Origin of the sequence: Albimonas donghaensis (genome assembly GCF_900106695.1) — a bacterium.
Taxonomy (GTDB): domain Bacteria; phylum Pseudomonadota; class Alphaproteobacteria; order Rhodobacterales; family Rhodobacteraceae; genus Albimonas; species Albimonas donghaensis.
In genome coordinates this window covers 324168-340525 of record NZ_FNMZ01000001.1, presented here as the reverse complement: position 1 = coordinate 340525, position 16358 = coordinate 324168, and the positions used below count along the sequence as shown (strand labels likewise).

The 16358-nt window shown below is 71.0% G+C and carries 23 protein-coding genes; 18 read left to right on the top strand and 5 right to left on the bottom strand.

The genetic code is table 11. The features are described from left to right. Positions 1–92: 92 nt before the first annotated feature. From BLV24_RS01385 to BLV24_RS01370, 5 genes are all read right to left on the bottom strand, one after another. Positions 93–1256 (bottom strand): tyrosine-type recombinase/integrase, encoded by a 1164-nt coding sequence (locus BLV24_RS01385; RefSeq protein ID WP_092679351.1) that lies wholly within the window; start codon positions 1254–1256, stop codon positions 93–95. Further along, on the bottom strand, positions 1253–1555 hold the full coding sequence (locus BLV24_RS01380; protein ID WP_092679350.1) for a helix-turn-helix transcriptional regulator: 303 nt from the start codon (positions 1553–1555) through the stop codon (positions 1253–1255). Before BLV24_RS01380 ends, BLV24_RS01385 begins: the two co-directional genes overlap by 4 nt. After that, positions 1552–1722 carry a hypothetical protein gene (locus BLV24_RS21845; RefSeq protein WP_176954585.1) on the bottom strand — a complete coding sequence of 57 codons (171 nt, stop codon included), beginning with the start codon at positions 1720–1722 and terminating at the stop codon, positions 1552–1554. Before BLV24_RS21845 ends, BLV24_RS01380 begins: the two co-directional genes overlap by 4 nt. Continuing rightward, positions 1715–1984: a hypothetical protein gene (locus tag BLV24_RS01375; RefSeq protein ID WP_092679349.1), complete on the bottom strand. Its 270-nt coding sequence runs from the start codon at positions 1982–1984 to the stop codon at positions 1715–1717. The genes BLV24_RS21845 and BLV24_RS01375 overlap by 8 nt, the downstream gene beginning before the upstream one ends. Before the next feature lie 288 nt (positions 1985–2272). Next, complete coding sequence (locus BLV24_RS01370) at positions 2273–2620, bottom strand: type II toxin-antitoxin system RelB family anti-toxin (RefSeq protein ID WP_092679348.1); 348 nt, start codon at positions 2618–2620, stop codon at positions 2273–2275. A 55-nt stretch (positions 2621–2675) separates the two neighbouring features. On the opposite strand from BLV24_RS01370, the gene BLV24_RS01365 reads away from it, so the two are divergent. From BLV24_RS01365 to BLV24_RS01295, 18 genes are all read left to right on the top strand, one after another. Beyond that, on the top strand, positions 2676–2897 hold the full coding sequence (locus tag BLV24_RS01365) for a helix-turn-helix transcriptional regulator (RefSeq protein ID WP_092679347.1): 222 nt from the start codon (positions 2676–2678) through the stop codon (positions 2895–2897). Between the two features lie 255 nt (positions 2898–3152). Then, complete coding sequence (locus BLV24_RS21390; protein ID WP_143040184.1) at positions 3153–3362, top strand: hypothetical protein; 210 nt, start codon at positions 3153–3155, stop codon at positions 3360–3362. Continuing rightward, complete coding sequence (locus BLV24_RS01360) at positions 3359–3676, top strand: hypothetical protein (protein WP_092679346.1); 318 nt, start codon at positions 3359–3361, stop codon at positions 3674–3676. Before BLV24_RS21390 ends, BLV24_RS01360 begins: the two co-directional genes overlap by 4 nt. After that, positions 3673–4056 carry a hypothetical protein gene (locus BLV24_RS01355; RefSeq protein ID WP_092679345.1) on the top strand — a complete coding sequence of 128 codons (384 nt, stop codon included), beginning with the start codon at positions 3673–3675 and terminating at the stop codon, positions 4054–4056. Before BLV24_RS01360 ends, BLV24_RS01355 begins: the two co-directional genes overlap by 4 nt. Next, positions 4053–5213, top strand: a complete 1161-nt coding sequence (locus BLV24_RS01350; RefSeq protein WP_092679344.1) for a DUF7146 domain-containing protein — start codon at positions 4053–4055, stop codon at positions 5211–5213. The genes BLV24_RS01355 and BLV24_RS01350 overlap by 4 nt, the downstream gene beginning before the upstream one ends. After that, a complete protein-coding gene (locus tag BLV24_RS01345) occupies positions 5210–5431 on the top strand; it encodes a hypothetical protein (protein WP_092679343.1) in 222 nt (73 codons plus the stop codon). Before BLV24_RS01350 ends, BLV24_RS01345 begins: the two co-directional genes overlap by 4 nt. Next, entirely contained in the window at positions 5428–7308 is a 1881-nt protein-coding gene (locus BLV24_RS01340) for a hypothetical protein (RefSeq protein ID WP_092679342.1), read from the top strand. Before BLV24_RS01345 ends, BLV24_RS01340 begins: the two co-directional genes overlap by 4 nt. Before the next feature lie 440 nt (positions 7309–7748). Beyond that, positions 7749–8402, top strand: coding sequence for a hypothetical protein (locus tag BLV24_RS01335; RefSeq protein WP_092679341.1), 654 nt, complete (start codon positions 7749–7751; stop codon positions 8400–8402). A 304-nt stretch (positions 8403–8706) separates the two neighbouring features. Further along, positions 8707–10380, top strand: coding sequence for a terminase large subunit domain-containing protein (locus BLV24_RS01330; protein ID WP_143040183.1), 1674 nt, complete (start codon positions 8707–8709; stop codon positions 10378–10380). After that, positions 10377–10919 carry a hypothetical protein gene (locus tag BLV24_RS01325; protein WP_092679339.1) on the top strand — a complete coding sequence of 181 codons (543 nt, stop codon included), beginning with the start codon at positions 10377–10379 and terminating at the stop codon, positions 10917–10919. The genes BLV24_RS01330 and BLV24_RS01325 overlap by 4 nt, the downstream gene beginning before the upstream one ends. Before the next feature lie 14 nt (positions 10920–10933). Continuing rightward, entirely contained in the window at positions 10934–11128 is a 195-nt protein-coding gene (locus BLV24_RS01320; RefSeq protein WP_092679338.1) for a hypothetical protein, read from the top strand. Continuing rightward, positions 11128–12756 carry a portal protein gene (locus tag BLV24_RS01315; RefSeq protein WP_092679337.1) on the top strand — a complete coding sequence of 543 codons (1629 nt, stop codon included), beginning with the start codon at positions 11128–11130 and terminating at the stop codon, positions 12754–12756. The genes BLV24_RS01320 and BLV24_RS01315 overlap by 1 nt, the downstream gene beginning before the upstream one ends. Then, complete coding sequence (locus BLV24_RS21380) at positions 12756–13040, top strand: hypothetical protein (RefSeq protein ID WP_143040182.1); 285 nt, start codon at positions 12756–12758, stop codon at positions 13038–13040. Before BLV24_RS01315 ends, BLV24_RS21380 begins: the two co-directional genes overlap by 1 nt. Next, positions 13037–13402: a hypothetical protein gene (locus BLV24_RS01310; protein WP_092679336.1), complete on the top strand. Its 366-nt coding sequence runs from the start codon at positions 13037–13039 to the stop codon at positions 13400–13402. The genes BLV24_RS21380 and BLV24_RS01310 overlap by 4 nt, the downstream gene beginning before the upstream one ends. Further along, a complete protein-coding gene (locus BLV24_RS01305) occupies positions 13365–14435 on the top strand; it encodes a hypothetical protein (protein WP_143040181.1) in 1071 nt (356 codons plus the stop codon). Before BLV24_RS01310 ends, BLV24_RS01305 begins: the two co-directional genes overlap by 38 nt. Before the next feature lie 80 nt (positions 14436–14515). After that, positions 14516–14674, top strand: coding sequence for a hypothetical protein (locus tag BLV24_RS21840; protein ID WP_176954584.1), 159 nt, complete (start codon positions 14516–14518; stop codon positions 14672–14674). Positions 14675–14892: 218 nt separating this feature from the next. Continuing rightward, the gene (locus BLV24_RS01300) at positions 14893–15804 is read left to right on the top strand and encodes a phage capsid protein (protein WP_092679334.1); all 912 of its coding nucleotides are present in this window, start codon (positions 14893–14895) and stop codon (positions 15802–15804) included. Positions 15805–15866: 62 nt separating this feature from the next. After that, on the top strand, positions 15867–16325 hold the full coding sequence (locus BLV24_RS01295; RefSeq protein WP_092679333.1) for a hypothetical protein: 459 nt from the start codon (positions 15867–15869) through the stop codon (positions 16323–16325). Positions 16326–16358: the final 33 nt, after the last annotated feature.

The following is a 16358-nucleotide window of genomic DNA, read 5'->3' as shown; positions in this document are numbered from 1 at the left end:
ATCCGTCGATACGGATAGGCTGCCTATAAGGCTTGGTGGGCATGCGTGGGGCGACGGCGCGCTAACCTAGACAAGGGCTCCCCGAGCCCGCCCTACCGCCTCACCGGCCGCCGCATCGCCTCCACCGCCCGCCCCGCCCCAGCCTGCGAGGCCGGGTTGTAGGTGATCCCCAGCCGCACGTCCTTGTCCGACTGATTCCCCATCCCGTCCGCCCGGTCTCGGTCGCTGGCGCCGCCCTCGCGCGCCCACCAGGCCCAGCTTCGGCGCAGATCTCGGAACTGCACGTCCCTGATCGCTGGCATGGTGCGCGCCGCCCTGGCGCGGACCTTGGCAAAGTGGGTTCGGAAGTTATCGGGAAGGTAGGCGGCGCCCTCGGCGTTCAGGATCAGGGGACCTTCGCCCTCAGCCTCCGCCCGCCGCGCCTCGATCAGCGGGGCCAGCTCGGAATGCACTGGCATGACCGCGGCCTTCTGCGCGCTTCCGGCCTTCGCCTTGGAGCGCAGAAAACGCCACATGCCGTCCGGTCCGAAGTTCTCCACCCGCGCCGCCAGCACGTCGGCCTGCCGCTGCCCCTGATACCAGGCCACCGCAATCGCGAGGCGCATTCCGGCCAGGCTCAGATCCTCGGCCGCGGCGCAGAGGGCGTCGAACTCTTCCCAGGACAGCACCCGATCGCGAGGCGGCGGCGTCTCCATCCTCAGGCGCACCGCCGGGTTGGCCGGGATCCAGCCGCGCAGCTCGCCATAGCCCAGCACCACCGACATGACGCGAATGTCATGCTGAGCGATCCACTTCCCGTTCTCGCGGTAAAGCGTTTCATACCACTCGCGCAGGATCGGCTTGGTGAAGGCCGCGGCCTGCGTGGCGCCCCACTTCTTCTCGATCCGCCGCAGCGTGGCGTCGTAGTCGCGCCGGGTCGCCTCGCGCAGCTTCGTCCAGAGGGGCGAGCGTCGATACTCGGCCGCAAGGCGGGAGAAGGTGCGCCCGCCCCGGTCCCTCACGGTGATCCCGTTGCGGGCGTCGTCCACCTTCCGGTTCAGCGCCGTCGCCTGGCGCATCGACCAGGTGAGGCGGTGCGGATCGAGCGGCACGGCCTCGAACCCGAACGCCTCGCGCTCGGCCTTGGTCGGTTCCCACCACAGCCGCCAGCTTTCATCGGCCCGCTGACGCTGGCGCACGCGCGCCGGCACGGGCTCGATGTCGTCGAGCGGCCCGGCTTCGGGCTTCGACTTCGGCTTCGCGGCTCGGCCTTTCATGCCGTCCTCGCCATGCGCATCATCACGGCGCGGTCCACGGCCAGGTCGGCCGCGGCCATGCCCGGCACGCCTTCGACCGACGCCGGCGGGCGGTTCATCCAGGCGACGATCTCATCCCGCCGCCAGCGGAGCGGGCAGACGGCGCGCTGCTGGATCGGTTCAGGGAAACGCTCATCCTCGACCAAGCGAGCGCGGGCGCTCAGAAACGTGTCGGCCGAGGCGTAGCCGATCAGCTTGGCGACCTCGGCCGATGTCAGGAACAGCCGGCCCTCGCCGCGAGGCACACGGCGCCTGGTCATCGCCCTGCCCTCCGCAGCGCCTCGCGATCCTTCCTCTGGGCCCACCACTGGGCCAGGTGCGTGGTCGCGGCGCCGATCAGGATGCCGCCCAGCAGCACGCCGGCGATGCCCAGGATCAGCCAGAGCTGATCGTGGGGCGAGAGCAGCAAGTCTTGCGTGTCACGCATCGCTCCGCCCTCCGTCCAGAAGGCGCAGGGCCGGGCCTTCCGCGGCCGAGCGTTCGGCCATGCGGCTGGCCATGTCCTGCATCCGAAGGCGGAAGGCGCGGAAGCGGCGCAGCTCGTCCACCAGCGCCGGCGCGCAGAGTGTGAACAGCATCACGCCTTCCTTGGTCGCCTGGTTGCGTTGAATTTCCGACGCGACGACGCCGAGATGCTCCAGCGTCAGATCGTCGAGCGGCGGCAGAGGTTTGGGTTCGGGCAGCGGCATGAAGCCTCCCTTGATCGCGCTGAATGTGTAGCGTGGCGGACCCCGTGGGGCCTCGACATATATTAGCGCAACTCATGTTGCGATCAATGCATAAAATGGGCACAGCTAATTTTTCAAGGCCGCAGAGGTGACCATGGCCGCGCTCGCAGCACGGCGGCACAAGAAAATATTAGTAGGGGAGGCCCGACATGTCGGAGGACTTAACGGAGCTGGCGCGGACAGTGGCCAGGCTCGACGCGCACTCGAAAAGGCGGCTGCTGATCGCAGCCAGAATCCTGAAAGCAGGTTCTAGGAGACGGAGGCCAGCCGCCTGGCCAACGAAAGAAGAACTTCGCGATCTTCTTCGGAAAGCCCTTTAGCGATCTGCAGGATCTCCATGCCTATCACATCGGCGTCGGAACGCTCGAAGAGATCGCCGACCTCGACGCTCAGCGCCTTAGCCAGAAGCTCCAAAGTCTCCAGCCCAGGCCGATCCCGCCCACGCTCTATGTGGCTGACCATTGACTGAGTGATCCCAGCAGCAGCGGCAAGCTGCTCCTGGGTCATGCCAGCGGCCCTGCGGATGTCGCGCACACGAAGTTTCATGCACGCCGGTATGACTGAGGCTAATTTTTCCGTCCATATTTTGGGGCTCATGTCCAGATCTGGTAGTTGTTGACAGAAATATGGGCATAGCTAATATGGCGAGCCTATGAGCACCCTCGCAAGATACCGCGCCGAGAAAGGCGAGACCCAGGCGGACTTCGCCGCTCGGCTCGGCATCACGCAGGGGTTTGTCTCTCAGCTTGAGAAGGGCCGGGCACGCCCCTCCCTGGAGCTGGCGAAGCGCATCGAGGACGCGACGAACGGGGCCGTCCAGATGAACAGCTGGTTCGACGCTCTCCCTTCCTCCGAAACCCTCGCCGCGGAGTGAGCCGATGGACGATCAGGAAGCGCGTTTCGCCGAAATTATCCATCTCGCGAAGCAGGCGGCGAGCGGCGGCGTAATAGTCCGCGGGCATGACGACCCGCGCAGGACGTCACCTCTCCTGGCCATCCCCCTCGGCGGCTCCTCCCTCGTTCCACGGCGCAGCGCCTGTCGCCGTGACGCGAGCCGCCCAACTCCGGACGCCGGCGCGCGCGCCTCCCTGCGCACGCCGGCGTCCGGGCTTTCCAGGAGGGATCAACGGTGACCGACAAAGCCTCCCGCCCCCGACGCCGCGTCCAGCACCTGGAAGGGATGCGGAAGCCCAAGTCCGGCGAGACCACCCGCCGTCCCTGCCTGCGCTGCGGCGAGCCCTTCCCCTCGGAGGGCGCGCATAACCGCCTCTGCGAACCGTGCCGCCAGTCCATCCGCCGCGCCGATCCCGGTATGCCCGACGCGAGGCTGGCGCGATGACCGGCGACCGCTCCCCAGTCGTCGCCTTCGGGCTCTACGCCGTGACCTGCGCCATGCGGGCGAAGACCGGCGCGCTGACCGCCGAGGCGCTGGACGAGCTGGCCGGGAAGCGCGCGCAGCTGCTGCCGGACCGCGCGGACCTCGCCGAAGCCGTCTCCCGCTTCGATGCGGGCGTGACCGAGGGCGAGCCGGAGGAAGCGGCCGACGCCTTCCTGGCCGTGGTCGGCGACCTGGCCGAGGGCCACGCGCGCCGCCTCGCCGGCGCGCTCGATAACGCCGGCTTCGCCTGGCAGAGCCGGAAGGACCTGGCATGAGCGCGCCCGAGCTTCCGCCGGCGCCGTCGACCGAGGCGCCTCGCCCGCTCAGCCCCGCCGACCTGGCGCTGTTCTTCGTGGCGAACGCCGCCTGCCTGCACCGCAACGCGCCCGAGACGCTGCGGCTCTACCAGCTCGACCTCGCCGACCTGCTGCCGGACGTGGACCTGTTCCACCCGCGCCTCGCCGCCCTGCCCGAGGCCGTGGGCGCCTTCGTGGACCTGGGCGACCTGCGCCGGCCGGGCGTGATGGCGACGGGGCGGTTCGAGCGGGTCTGGTTCGACCTGCAAGCCAACGTCGCGATGATCCTCGCCGCCCGCGCCGGCGCCGCGCTGGAGGCCGTGGCGCGGGCCAAGGCGCAGGAGGGCCGCGCCGCATGACCCGCGCCGCCCTCACCTCCTTCGCCGACATCGTGGCGCTGCTCCAGGCGCGCCCCGAGGACGTGGCCCGGCGCTACGCTCCCGGCGGGTTCGTGAATGGCCAGCAGTATCGCGCCCGCAATCCGGGGCGGGCCGACAAGCGGATCGGCTCGTTCTGGGTGAACGTCGCCGGCCCCCATGTCGGCCGGTTCAATGACGCCAGCACCGGCGAGCATGGCGACATGCTGGACCTGATCCAGCTGGCGCTCGGCTGCGACCGCAGGGCGGCGCTGGCCGAGGCCCGCGCCTTCCTGGGCATCGCCGACGACGAGACGGAGGCGCAGCGCGCGCTCCGCCAGCGCGAGGCGCAGCGGGCGAGAGAGGCGGCGGAGACGCAGGCCCGCGAAGCGGAGGCCGAGAAGGCCCGCGAGCGGCGCCGCGCCTACGCCCGGTTTCTCGACGGCAAGCCCATCGAGAACACGCCCGCCGCGGCTTACCTTTCCGGCCGCTGCGTCGGGCCGGGCGACCTCGGGCGGGCGCCCGGCGCGCTGCGGTTCCACCCCGCGCTCTGGTATCAGCACACCGACGACGAGACGGGCGAAGTGTTCGAGGGGCGCTGGCCGGCCATGGTCGCCGCGATCCACGGCCCGTGGAAGCCGGACGGCCCGCCCACCTTCCTCGGCATCCACCGGACCTGGATCGCCCGCGATCCGGCGACCGGCCGCTGGACCAAGGCCCCCGTGCCCAAGGCGAAGAAGATCCAGGGCCAGCACCGGGCCGGCTATGTGCGCCTGTGGTCGGGCTACGGCCCGCGCGGCGGCAAGGGCGCGCCGATCAGCCAGGCCCCCGAGGACGCCGCCGTCTACATCGCCGAGGGCATCGAGGACGCGCTTTCCGCCGCCGTGCTGATCGGCCAGCGGCCCGGCGTCTACGTCATCTGCGCGCTGAACCTCGGGAACATGGCCGCGGTCGGCCTGCCCCCGCAGCTGCGCCGCGTGGTGCTGATCGCGGACCAGGACCCCGGCGAGAAGCAGCGCGCCCAGATCGACGCCGCCGCCGAACGCTTCGCCGGCGAGGGCCGGACGGTGAGCGTCTGGCGCAATCAGTATGGCGGCAAGGACCTCAACGACGCCTTGCGGATGGCGCGGGCGCGCGAGCGGCAGGAGGGCGCAGCATGAGGATCGAAACCCGGATCAGGCGCGCGGAGGAAGCGCCCCCAAAAGCCCGTGGCCGCGCGGGCGTCGGGCATCCCGGCGCCGCGCGCGTCATCCTCAAGGAGGGCCGAGACCACATCGCCGAAGCGCGTCGGTCCCTCGCCGACATGACCGCCGCAGTCGACGCAGCCGAAGCCGCGATCACCGCCGAGCTGCGCGCCATGGATGCGAAGGGACGATGACCAGCGGCGGCGACAGCCCTCGGCCCACGCTGCGCGTGCTGGCGAGCGAGCTGGACGCGCCCGAACCGGCGCGCCAGCAGCTATCCGCCAAGGCGACGGAGTTTGCGGAGGGCGAGGCCAGAAAGGCCAAGGGCGGCGCCCGAGGCGGGCGCACCAGCGGTTCCGCTCCGCCCAGGAAGGGCCAGCCCGCCCGAGGCGAGATCTATGACGGCTGCCCGGTCAAGGCGCTCGGCGTCCATGGCAAGGTCAGCTGGTATATCGACTGGCTGGGCCAGATCAGGGACGTGAGCAAGCACGACCGCGACACGATCCTGCACATCTTCGGCGGGCGCGAGGAAGAACTGCGCCGCCACTTCAAACGCCAGGCCAAGAGCGGCGACGTGATCGGCTGGGACCAGTCCAAGGCCGCGGCCGCCATGCAGCGCGCCGCCGCCGACCAGGGCATATGGAACCCGCTCCAGCGCCTCCGAGGCCGGGGCGCGTGGACCGATGGCGACGGCGGGCTGATCCTGCATTGCGGCGACGCCGTGCTGCACCGGGGCGTCTGGCACGATCCGGGCGAGCTGGAGGGCTTCGTCTATCCCTCCGCCCCCCGCATCCCGCGCCCCCTGCCCCCCGGCCCCGAAGTGGAGAGCGCGCCCGACGCGCTGCTGGAGCTGCTGGATACCTGGAGCTGGCAGCGCCGGCATGTCGACGCCTTCCTGCTGCTGGGCTGGATCGGCTGCGCGCTGTTCGGCGGCGCCCTGCCCTGGCGCCCGCTGGTCTGGATCACCGGCGACGCCGGCACGGGCAAGAGCACGTTGCAAGGACTGATCGGCAACGTGCTGGGCGGCGAGGGCGCGCTGCTGCAATCCTCCGACGCGACCCCCGCCAGCCTCTGGCAGATGCTGGGGACCGACGCCCTGCCCGTCGCCCTCGATGAGGTCGAGCCGGACGTGGACAGTCGGACGCGGGTTTCAGGCGTCATCAAACTGGCGCGCCAGGCGGCGAGCGGCGGCGTGATCCTGCGCGGCGGCTCGGATCACAAGGGCTCAGAGTTCAAGGCCCGCAGCTGCTTCCTCCTGTCCTCCATCCTGCGCCCGGCCATGCTCGACCAGGACATCAGCCGCATGGCGCTGCTGGAGCTGGAGCCGCTGGGGCGGGGCGTGACGCCGCCGTCCCTGCGCCCTGACCGGATGCGCCAGCTCGGGCGTGCGCTGCGAACCCGGATCATCGACCAGTGGCCGCGATGGCACCAGACGCTGGAGCTGTATCGCGCGGCCCTCGCCCGCCAGGGCCACAACGCCCGAGGCGCCGACCAGTTCGGAACGCTGCTGGCGATGGCCGACATGTGCATGGAGGACGCGGTTCCCCTGCCGGGCCGATGCGACGGCTGGGCCGCGCAGCTCGCCGCGAGCCTGGTGGGCGAGCAGACCGACCAGGCGCGGGACTGGCAGCGCCTGGCGACCTGGCTGCTGGGCCAGCAGGTGGAGGCGTGGCGCGGGGGCTCACGCTTCTCCATCGGCGCGCTGCTGCTGGCCGCGGCCTGCCTCCAGACCACCGAGGAACGCGAGACCGGGCCGAGCGTGGCCGACGCCAAGTCCTTCCTGCCCCGATACGGGATCCGCGTGCAGGGCACGGGGCGTCGCGCCCGCGTCTGGATCGCCAACAGCCATCCGCTGCTGGCGAACCTGTTCCGCGACACTCAATGGTGGGCCGGCGCCGGGCAGACCGGCGTGTGGGCGCAGTCCCTGCGCCGCGTGCCCGGCGCCGTGGTGCCCAAGTCCTCGACCCGCTTCGACGGCCGTAGCGTCCGCTACATGGACGTGCCGCTGGTCGAGTTGCTCGACCTCTCGGCCGAGCCCGACGAGGCCCCCACCGACACCCCCGAAGACTGAGAGGACCAGGACGTGCCCTGCACCCCGACGCCCCTTGCTGCGCCCGCTCCCGGACCCATGGACGGAAGCCTTGATCCGCGTCGCGGGTCCGGCATACTCGCCCTTTGGTTGCGCCCATCGGGGGCTGTCGCGCAGCGACGGGTCGGGGGCGTTGTCGCTGCTTTGTCGCTGGTGTGTCGCTGGTGTTCTTCTTTTCATATCAACATCTTGCCGTCGATCAGCGACGGAGCGACAGGATTTGCACGCCCCCCTCACATGCGCGCGCGCGATCATGCGCGCGCGCGCGCTTCGTCGTCGCTTGTCGCTCTTCCTCTCTATCTCCTTGAAATAGATAAACAAACAGCAGCGACAGACCAGCGACAAAGCAGCGACGCCCCTGCCGAGGCGTCGCCGATGCCGTGCAACCCGCTGAAACCAATAAACAAAGCGGGGATCTCGGCATGAGCGGCGGGAAGAAGGCCGGCCAGGCGCAGAAGCTCGCCGCCGCTGCCGCCGAGCGCATGGCCGCGGGCCGCGAGCGGGCCGAGCAACTGTCCCTCCTGGCCCCGGCCGACCGGGCCGACGCCTCACCGCCCCCTCCGGCCGAGGGCGAGCGGCGCGGGCCGGGCCGGCCGGCCGGGTCGCGGAACCGGGTGAAGCGGGCCGAGCTGCGCAAGATGTTCGCCGCTCGCGGCTGGGCGATGCCCGAGGACCAGCTGGCTCGCCTCGCCGGGCTCGACCTGGGCGACGGGGATCTGTGGGAACGGGCGATGGCGCGGGCCGAGCAGATCATTGCCTGGAGCGGCGGCGAGGCGACGCCCGCGGCCCGCATCGCCATCGTCTTCCAGGTGGCGGGCGAGATACGGCGGGCCAACGAGGCGCTGCTGCCCTACGGTCTGGCGAAGGTCACGCCCGACCAGGGCGGCGGCGCGCCCGTCACCTTCATCAACCTGCCCGCGCCGGTCGCCCAGGGCGCGCCGGGCGACGGGGCGCGGGTGATCGAGGGCGAGGCGCGGACCGTCGCGGCGTCCGTCTACGCCCCGCCACCGATGCCGAGCCAACCCCAACGAAATCAAGAGGTTAGCGGCGACGAAGACGAGGGGTCGGACGAATGAAGTCGGACGCTCGAACCAAGCCATTGAAAACGCAGGGCAAAATCGCCCTCGGCCCGCTTATCGAATATAAGCGGGCCGCGTGCCTCGCCGCCGCCGGCCGCGCCTCCGTGCCCGCCCTGGTCGCCCGCGCCCGCCCCCCCGCCTTCGCGCCCGCCCCCGCGCCCGCGGGCCGCGGCCGGGGGGGGCCGGGCCGGCGCGCGCAAGACATGCCCCCCGCTCCGACCCCGTTCAGCCTTCCCGGCCGACCCGCCGGACGAGGCGCAGCCGGAAACGGGGGGGCTCTGTCTGGGGTAGGGGGAGCGCGATGACCGAGGGTGCGGGGATCGGGGCCGCTGCGGCCCGGCTGGAGGGTATGGGAGCCGCTGACGCCGTGCGCGAGCTGCCCGGCGGGGCCATGGGCGACATGCCCTCCGCCGCCCATGTGACCTTCCCCGGCCCGGTGGCGCAAGCCTTCTTCGATGACGACGCGGACGTGGTGGCGATCCAGGGGCCGGTCGGCTCGGGCAAGACCACGACCGCGCTCATGTCCCGCGTCCGGCGCGCGATGATGATGCCGCGGTCGGTCGAGGACGGGGTGCGGCGCTACAAGCTCGGCCTGGTCCGCGAGACCTATCGCCAGCTGTGGGCCACCACCATTCCGTCCTACCTGGAGACGGTCCCCAAGGCGCTCGGCATCTGGGCCGGCGGGCGCGGCGACCCGGTGAGCCACACCGTCCGCTTCGAAGACGAGTTCGGCGAGATCGAATGGGTGGCCGAGTTCCTGGCCTTCGGTGACAACGTGATCGAGGCCATGCGGGGCTGGCAGGTCACGGACATCTACGGGAACGAGGCCGACACCCTGCCCGTGGAGGTGCTGACCACCGGGATCGGCCGCATCGATCGATACCCCGCCCGCTCGCATTTCGCGGGATACCCGCCCGAGCTGCGCAGCTGGGGCCAGATGTGCTTCGACCTCAACGCGCCCGACGAGGACAACTGGACCTATCGCGTCTTTCACGACGACCAGGAGCGCGAGCGGATCGCGCGCCAGCTCAGCGAGGGGCTGGAGGAAGGCGCGAAGCCCATCCGGATCAACTTCCACCGCCAGCCGGGCGCCCGCGAGCCCGGCGCGGAGAACCTGTCGAACCTTGCGCCCGGCTACTACGCCCGCCAGATCGCGACCATGACGCTGGCCGGGCGCGGCGATCAGGTCACGCGCCTGATCGACAACCGCCCGGCCTTCATCAAGGCCGGTGATCCGGTCTTCAAGCGCGAGTTCAACCCGGCGATCCATGTCGCGCCCGACCGGCTGCGCGCCGATCCGGCCCGCGGGCTGCGCATCGGGCTCGACCAGGGCTTCACCCCCGCCGCGGTGATCGGCCAGTTCGAACCGCCGATGCGCTGGACCATCCTCGCCGAGCTGATGTTTCCGACCGAGCATCTGCTGGCGAGGGTGTTCGGCGAGCGGCTGGCCGACCTGCTGGACGAACGCTTCCCCGGCCTGCGCGTGGAGGAAGCCTGGGGCGACGTGGCCGGCGAGGCCGAGGCCGCGCAGGCCGCGGAGAACGCGACATGGAACCGGATCGTCGGCCAGACCGCCGGGTTCCGGGTGCGCCCGCAGCGGATCGGGGCGAACCGGATCAACCCCCGGCTGGAGGCGGTGCGCGCGCCACTGGAATTCCTGCGCGAGGGACGCCCCGGCCTGATCCTGGACCCGTCCTGCCGGTATCTGCGGGGCGGTTTCGAAGCCCGCTACGTCTGGACCGAGGAAGTCGACGCGTCGGGCAACAAGCGGAAGATCCCGAACAAGAAACTGGTCGAGGCGAACGCCATGGACGCCCTGCAATACCTGCTGTTGTCGGAGGCGCGGGGCGCGGCCGGCCCGTCCGGCTTCCACGCCCGCGCCTCGTCCGACCGCCGGCGCGGCGCGCCGGCCGAGGCGCGCGGGCTGGAGACCGGCTGGGACGTGTCGGCCCCCTATGCGGGGGCCGAACGATGATCGACGGGCTTCGCTCCCCCGCCTGGCGCGGGCTCAGCATGGAGCCGCTGGCCCCGGCCCCGGCCCTGGCCGTGCTGACCGACCTGGACGCGCACGACCGGATGGAGGCTGCTTTCACGCTGGGTTCACACTTCGATGCCGGCGACGCGCTGCGCCAGCTGATCTGTCAGGAGGCGGCGGGCGGGCTGTTCTTCACCGTCTGGCGGCACGCGCCGGAAGGGGGGGCCCTGCCCTTCGCCCTCGTCGGCTTCTCGCCGGTCTACATGCCCGGATGCTTCGCCGGCGCGCTGCTGGCCCGCGATCATCGGCGCTGGCGGCGCCCGCTCGCGCAGCTCGCCGCAGCCATGCGCGCCGACCTGCCCGCCTGGGCGCAGGCGCGGGGCGTGGCGCGGATCGAGGCGCGCTGCTGGAGCAGCCACCCGACCGCGCCGGCTCTGCTGACCGCCATCGGCTTCGCGCGCGAAGCGACCGTCCCCCGGTTCATCGACGACCCTGCCCCCCTCCAGCAGTTCGCCCTGCTTCCCGGCCTCCCCTTCTGAACGGAGATCGCCCCATGTGCATGATGGGTTCCGCCCCCAAAACCGCCGCGCCGATCATCCCGGCCCCGGACAACGCCGAGGCGAACCGCGACGCCTCGCTGGCTCGCGTCATGCAGCGGATGCGCGCCGGGGCCGCGGCGAATATCCTGACCTCGCCCGCCGGCATCCCCGGCGGGCGGCCCGCCAACCGTCAGCTGGGGGCCGCGTGATGACCTCCGCCATCGAGAAGGACCCGCGGGCCGAAGCCGCGATCCGCGTCTGGCAGGAGCTGAAAGGCGCGCGCACCGAACACGAACAGGACTGGATGGAGCTGGGCCAGCTGCTGCGCCCTTCGCGCGGCGGCTTCACCGCGGCCGATCCGGGCGCGCATCGCCGCGAAAAGATCCTCAACAGCGCCGGGATCATCGCCGCGCAGAACTTCTCCGCCGGCCTGCACGGGACCCTGACCAACTCGGCCAACCGCTGGTTCGCCCTGACCACGCCCGACGAGCGGCTGCGCGACTTCCAGCCGATGCGCGAATGGCTCGACACCGCCAGCCGCCGCCTGCTGCTGAGCTTCGCCCCGGCCAACTCGCCATTCTACTCGGCCGCGGCGCAGCTGTTCGGCGACGTGTCGGTGTTCGGCAACGCCGCCCAATACGACGAGCAGCCGCCGGGCGAGACCGGGTTCCTGGACGTGACCCTGAGCATGGCCGAATGCTGCTATGACATCGACGCCTACGGCCGCGTCACCGAAGTGATCCGCAAATTCAGGCTCACGCCCACGGCCGCGGCGCAGCGGTATGGCTACGACCCCTTGCCCGAGAAGCTACGCGAGCTGGCCGACAAGGGCTCGCGCGACCGCGTGACCTTCTACCACCATGTCGGCCGCAACCACGCCTGGCGGCGCGGCAGGCTCGGCCCGACCGGCAAGCGGTGGTTCTCGATCCACGCGGCCGAGGAAGGCGGCACGGTCCTGCGTCACGGCGGTTACGACGACATGCCGTTTTTCGCGCCGCGCTGGGACGTGGAGACGGGCCAGGTCTACGCCCGCGGCCCTGGATGGACCGCCCTGCCCGCCGCCCGCAAACTGGAGCTGATGACCGCGGCGAACCTCCGGGCGGGCCAGCGGGCCGCGGACCCAACCTTGCTCGCTCCCTCGAAAGAGGACTGGCCCTTGAGCGGCCGCGTCCGTCCCGGCGCCATGATCTACGGCGGCGTCGACATGGCGGGGCGCCAGCTGGTGCGCGCGCTCGACACTACGGCGCGCACCGGCCTGTCGCTGGAAATGCAGCAGCAGGCCGTCGAGGAAATGCGCGACGCGCACCACTGGTCGCTGATGAACCTCGCCGGCCGCACCGGCATGACCGCGACCGAAGTGATCGAGCGCCAGGAGGAAAAGCTGCGCCTGATGGCCCCGCATCTGGGCCGCATCCAGGAGGAATACCTGGCCCCCAAGATCGCCCGCCGCTTCGCCTTGTTGTGGAAGGCCGGCCAGATGCCGGCGCCCCCGCCCGAGGCCGCGGGCTCGCCGCTGACCGTGGAATACACCTCCGCCGCCGCCATGGCCGCGCGCTCGGCCGAGGGCGCGGCGACGGTCCGGCTGCTGTCGGACCTCGGCCCGCTCGCCCAGGTCAAGCCGGACGTGCTGGACCGACTGTCCGAAGACGACATCGTGGAAGTGCTGGCCGAGGCCCGCGGCGCCCCGGCCCGCCTGCTGCGGTCGCGCGACGAAGCCGGTCAGATGCGGGCGGCGCGGGCCGAGCAGCAGCAGGCCGCGGCGATGCTGGAGGCGGCGCAGGCCGGCGGAGGGATCGCCCGCGACATCGCCGCGGCCCAGCCCGAGGGGGCCGCGTGATGGGCGCACTCCGAGCCATTCGTTACACGGGCCGAAATGCGCGGGAAGTCTGCGAATTCGTCACCGGGGAGCGCCTCGCGCCGTTCGAGCTGAAAGGAGGGTTCTGGCTGCGCCAGCGTCCGACCAACGACGCAGGCGCTTTCCGATTTTCGCTGGTCGCTCCAGCGAAACACGGTGAAGTCGAACTTCAGAGTGGCGACTGGATGGTGCGGGAAGTGGACGGCTGGGTTCGGTTGAGCGAGCAACAGTTCAGAGCCGAGTGCCGCGAGGCGGCTGCGCCATGACCCGCATCTGGGCGCCCCTCCATATCGCCCTCGCCGATCTGATCGGCGAGGGCGACCGGGCGGTGCGGCGCGGCGTGCTGCGCATGACCTCCGCCCGCGCGCGCCGCTGGGGGCGAGCCTTCGAGACCGACCCGCGCCTGGCCGACGACCTGTTGCAGCTGGGCCGGGTGCTGGCCGCGAGCCCCCGGACGGCCGGCGGCGAGATCGCGCGCGACCCGCTGGAACAGGCGGCGGAGGCCGAGCGGCGCGACTTCGCCCTGGAGCTGCTGTCGCTGATGGGCGTCAGCCCCCACGAAATCCGAGACCAGATGATGGAGACCAACCATGCGACGACTGACGATGATGACGGCCCTCTGGGCTGAGCTGATCCGTGGACCCGAGGGCGAAGGCGCGGGCGGCGGCGGCACGGGCGGCGGAGACGCGGGCGGCGCGCAGGCTGGCGCGGGCGATGGCGAAGGCGGCGCGGCTGCGGGCGCGAGCGGGGCGGGCGAAGGCGGCGCGGGCGGCTCGGCTGGTGGCGAGAGCGGCGGCGCTGGCGCCGACGAGAACGCGGGCGGCGGCAGGCCGTGGCATGAGCGGGAAGGCGCCCTGACCGGCCCCGAGCGCGAATGGCTCAAAGCCCGCGGAATGCTGACCGACGACACGGAGGGGGTGCTGCTGCGCGCGATCCGCGGCCACATGGCGGCGGAGACGCGCCTGGGAAAGCCTGCCGACGCGCTGATGGAGAAGCCCGCCAAGGGACAGGACGTTCACGACTGGCTGCGCGCCAACAGCGCCATGCTCGGCCTGCCCGACGCGCCCGAGGGCTACGAGATCGAGAAGCCCGAGCTGCCCAAGGGGCTGGAGTGGAACGGCGAGCTGGAAGCGGGGTTCCGTCAGCTGGCCCACGAACACGCCATGACCCCCGCCCAGGTGCAGGCCGGCGCGAAGTTCTTCGCCGAGTTCCAGGCCAGGCAGTTCGAGACGGTCGGCGCCCAGCTCCAGGAGGCGAGCGACGCCATGCGCCAGGCGCTGGAGCGCGATTGGGGCGACCAGTATCCGGCGAAGATCCAGCGCGCCCAGCAAGCCGCCCAGGCGGTCGGCCAGGCGGCGGGGCTCGACAACGACGCGATCATGCGCATCGGCGAGCTGCTGGCGCCGAAGATCGGCGATGCGGGGATCATGCGCCTGTTCGCGGCCATCGGCGACATGGCCGGCGATGACGGTTTCGTCGCCGGCGGCGCCGGTGGGGCCAGCGGCATGGGCATGACCCCGGCCGAGGCGAAGGCCGAATTGCAGCGGTTCACCAGCCGCGAAGGCGAGTATGGCAAGGCGAACGCCGCCGGCCGCGTCTCGAAAGACCTGGAGGACCGGCGGGCGATGCTCCTGAAACTGGCGGCGCCGCCGAAGCGGTGATCCGGCGCCTGCGTCCGCGTCGTCGCAATCTAGCGGCGGCGCGGGTTTTCTCCTTGCCTCCGAACCAAATAGGACGAGCCATGCCGACCGAGACGCCCGAAACAATCACGATGACGCATTGCAAGCCTGGCGACTGGTATGTCTGCAACCGGCGCATGTTCACCTACAAGGGCCAAGCGGATGCGAGCGGCCGCGTTGTGATGCATCGTCTGCCGGACGGCGACGATACGGTTCACTGATCGCGAATTTCTCTTGACACCAAATAGCCCGTCAGGAGAGATTCGCAGCGTCAGGTCTAGCGACCTTTCATGTCCGGGCACCCGCAACCCCAGCGGTCCGGCTGACCCGCGGGAACAGACCGCCGCCCACGCGAGCGCATCGCGAGGACGGGTCCGGAGTAGCCGGGCACCCCTTCCGACAGCCAATCCGTTCACTTGGTCGTCAGAAGGGGAAAACCATGTCCTTCGACCAACTCGTGGAAGCCCACCACCAGCTCGGCATGTCCAACGCCGTCGAGCTTGCGCTCCAGCGCATGGGTTCCAAGCTCCGCCCCTACGTCACCGAGAAGCCCGCGATGGGCGAGGCGGTCCCCGCCTCCGACCTGCTGGGCGAGGTGAAGGCCCGCCGGCTCGCGGCGCGGCGTCGTTCCAACATCGAGAACCCGGTTCCGCGCGAGCGGCGCTGGCTCGTCCGGCGCGATCCCATCGGGACCGGGCAGTATCTCGATGACGTGGACAAGTTCAACTCGGCCATGGACCCGCAGTCCGAGATCGTCCAGGCGCACAGCAACGCCACCGGGCGCGCGCTCGATGACCTGATCCTGGGCATGGACGAGGACGGCAACCTGGGCGAGGGCGGCATTCTCGGCTCGGCCGTGTCGGGCAAGCGGCTCAGCTCGGTTTCGCAGCTGCCGTCCGAGTTCAAGACCGTCCATGGCGGCGCCGGGCTGACCATCGCCAAGCTGCGCAAGGCCCGCAAGAAGCTGGGCCTGGACGAGAACGACCTGGCCATGTTCACCCCGGTCTGCGCCATCACCACCACCCAGCACGACGACCTGCTGGGCATCGTGGAGAGCGCGTCGGCCAACCTGAACATGCTGGAGCAGCCGCAGATCGTCGATGGCAAGGTCACGCGGCTGATGGGCTTCGAGTTCGTGGAGCATAACGGGCTCTACAAGACCGGCTCGACCCGCTCCTGCCCGGTCTGGCTCAAGAACAATATCGTGCTGGGCGTGTGGCAGGACATCCGGACCCGCGCCTGGAACGACAGTTCGAAGAGCCAGACCCCGTATTTCGAGATCGATTTCGTCATGGACTGCACCCGCAAGCAGGACAAGGGCGTTCACATCATCGAGGCCACGGAAGCCTGATCGCGGGGGGCTGGCCCGCGTCGGCCCCCTCCCGCTTCTGACAAGCCCAGGGAGCCCCTGCCATGGCTATCGTCACCGGACAGTCCAACCTCTTCCGCTCCGCCCAGGCGCTGGAGAGCAACCCCGATCCGCAGCTGCGCGCCGGCGTGGTGCGCCATGCGGTCGGGACCGTCGCCAACCTCGCCACCGACAGCTCGGGGTCGATGTATCGCCTGGCGTCCATCCCCTCCTATGCGATCCTGCACCCGTCGACCCTGTTCGACGTGGAGAACTGGGGTTTCGCGCAGGTGGTGATCGGCTCGCGCGACATCACCGACCAGCTGCTGGACGTGGCGCGCTCGGCGGCGACCACCCAGAGCCCCTTCGCCTGGGGCGACGCCAACCACGGAAAGCACCTGTGGGAGGTGCTGGGCATGTCGGCCGACCCGAATGCGGTCATCGACATCTACGCCCACGCCGAGGCGAACGCGACGGGCGCCGGCTCCATGCCGTTCTGCATCGCCTGGCTCGACACCATCTGACCCGGCCGCGCCGGGGCCGCGAGGCCCCGGCGG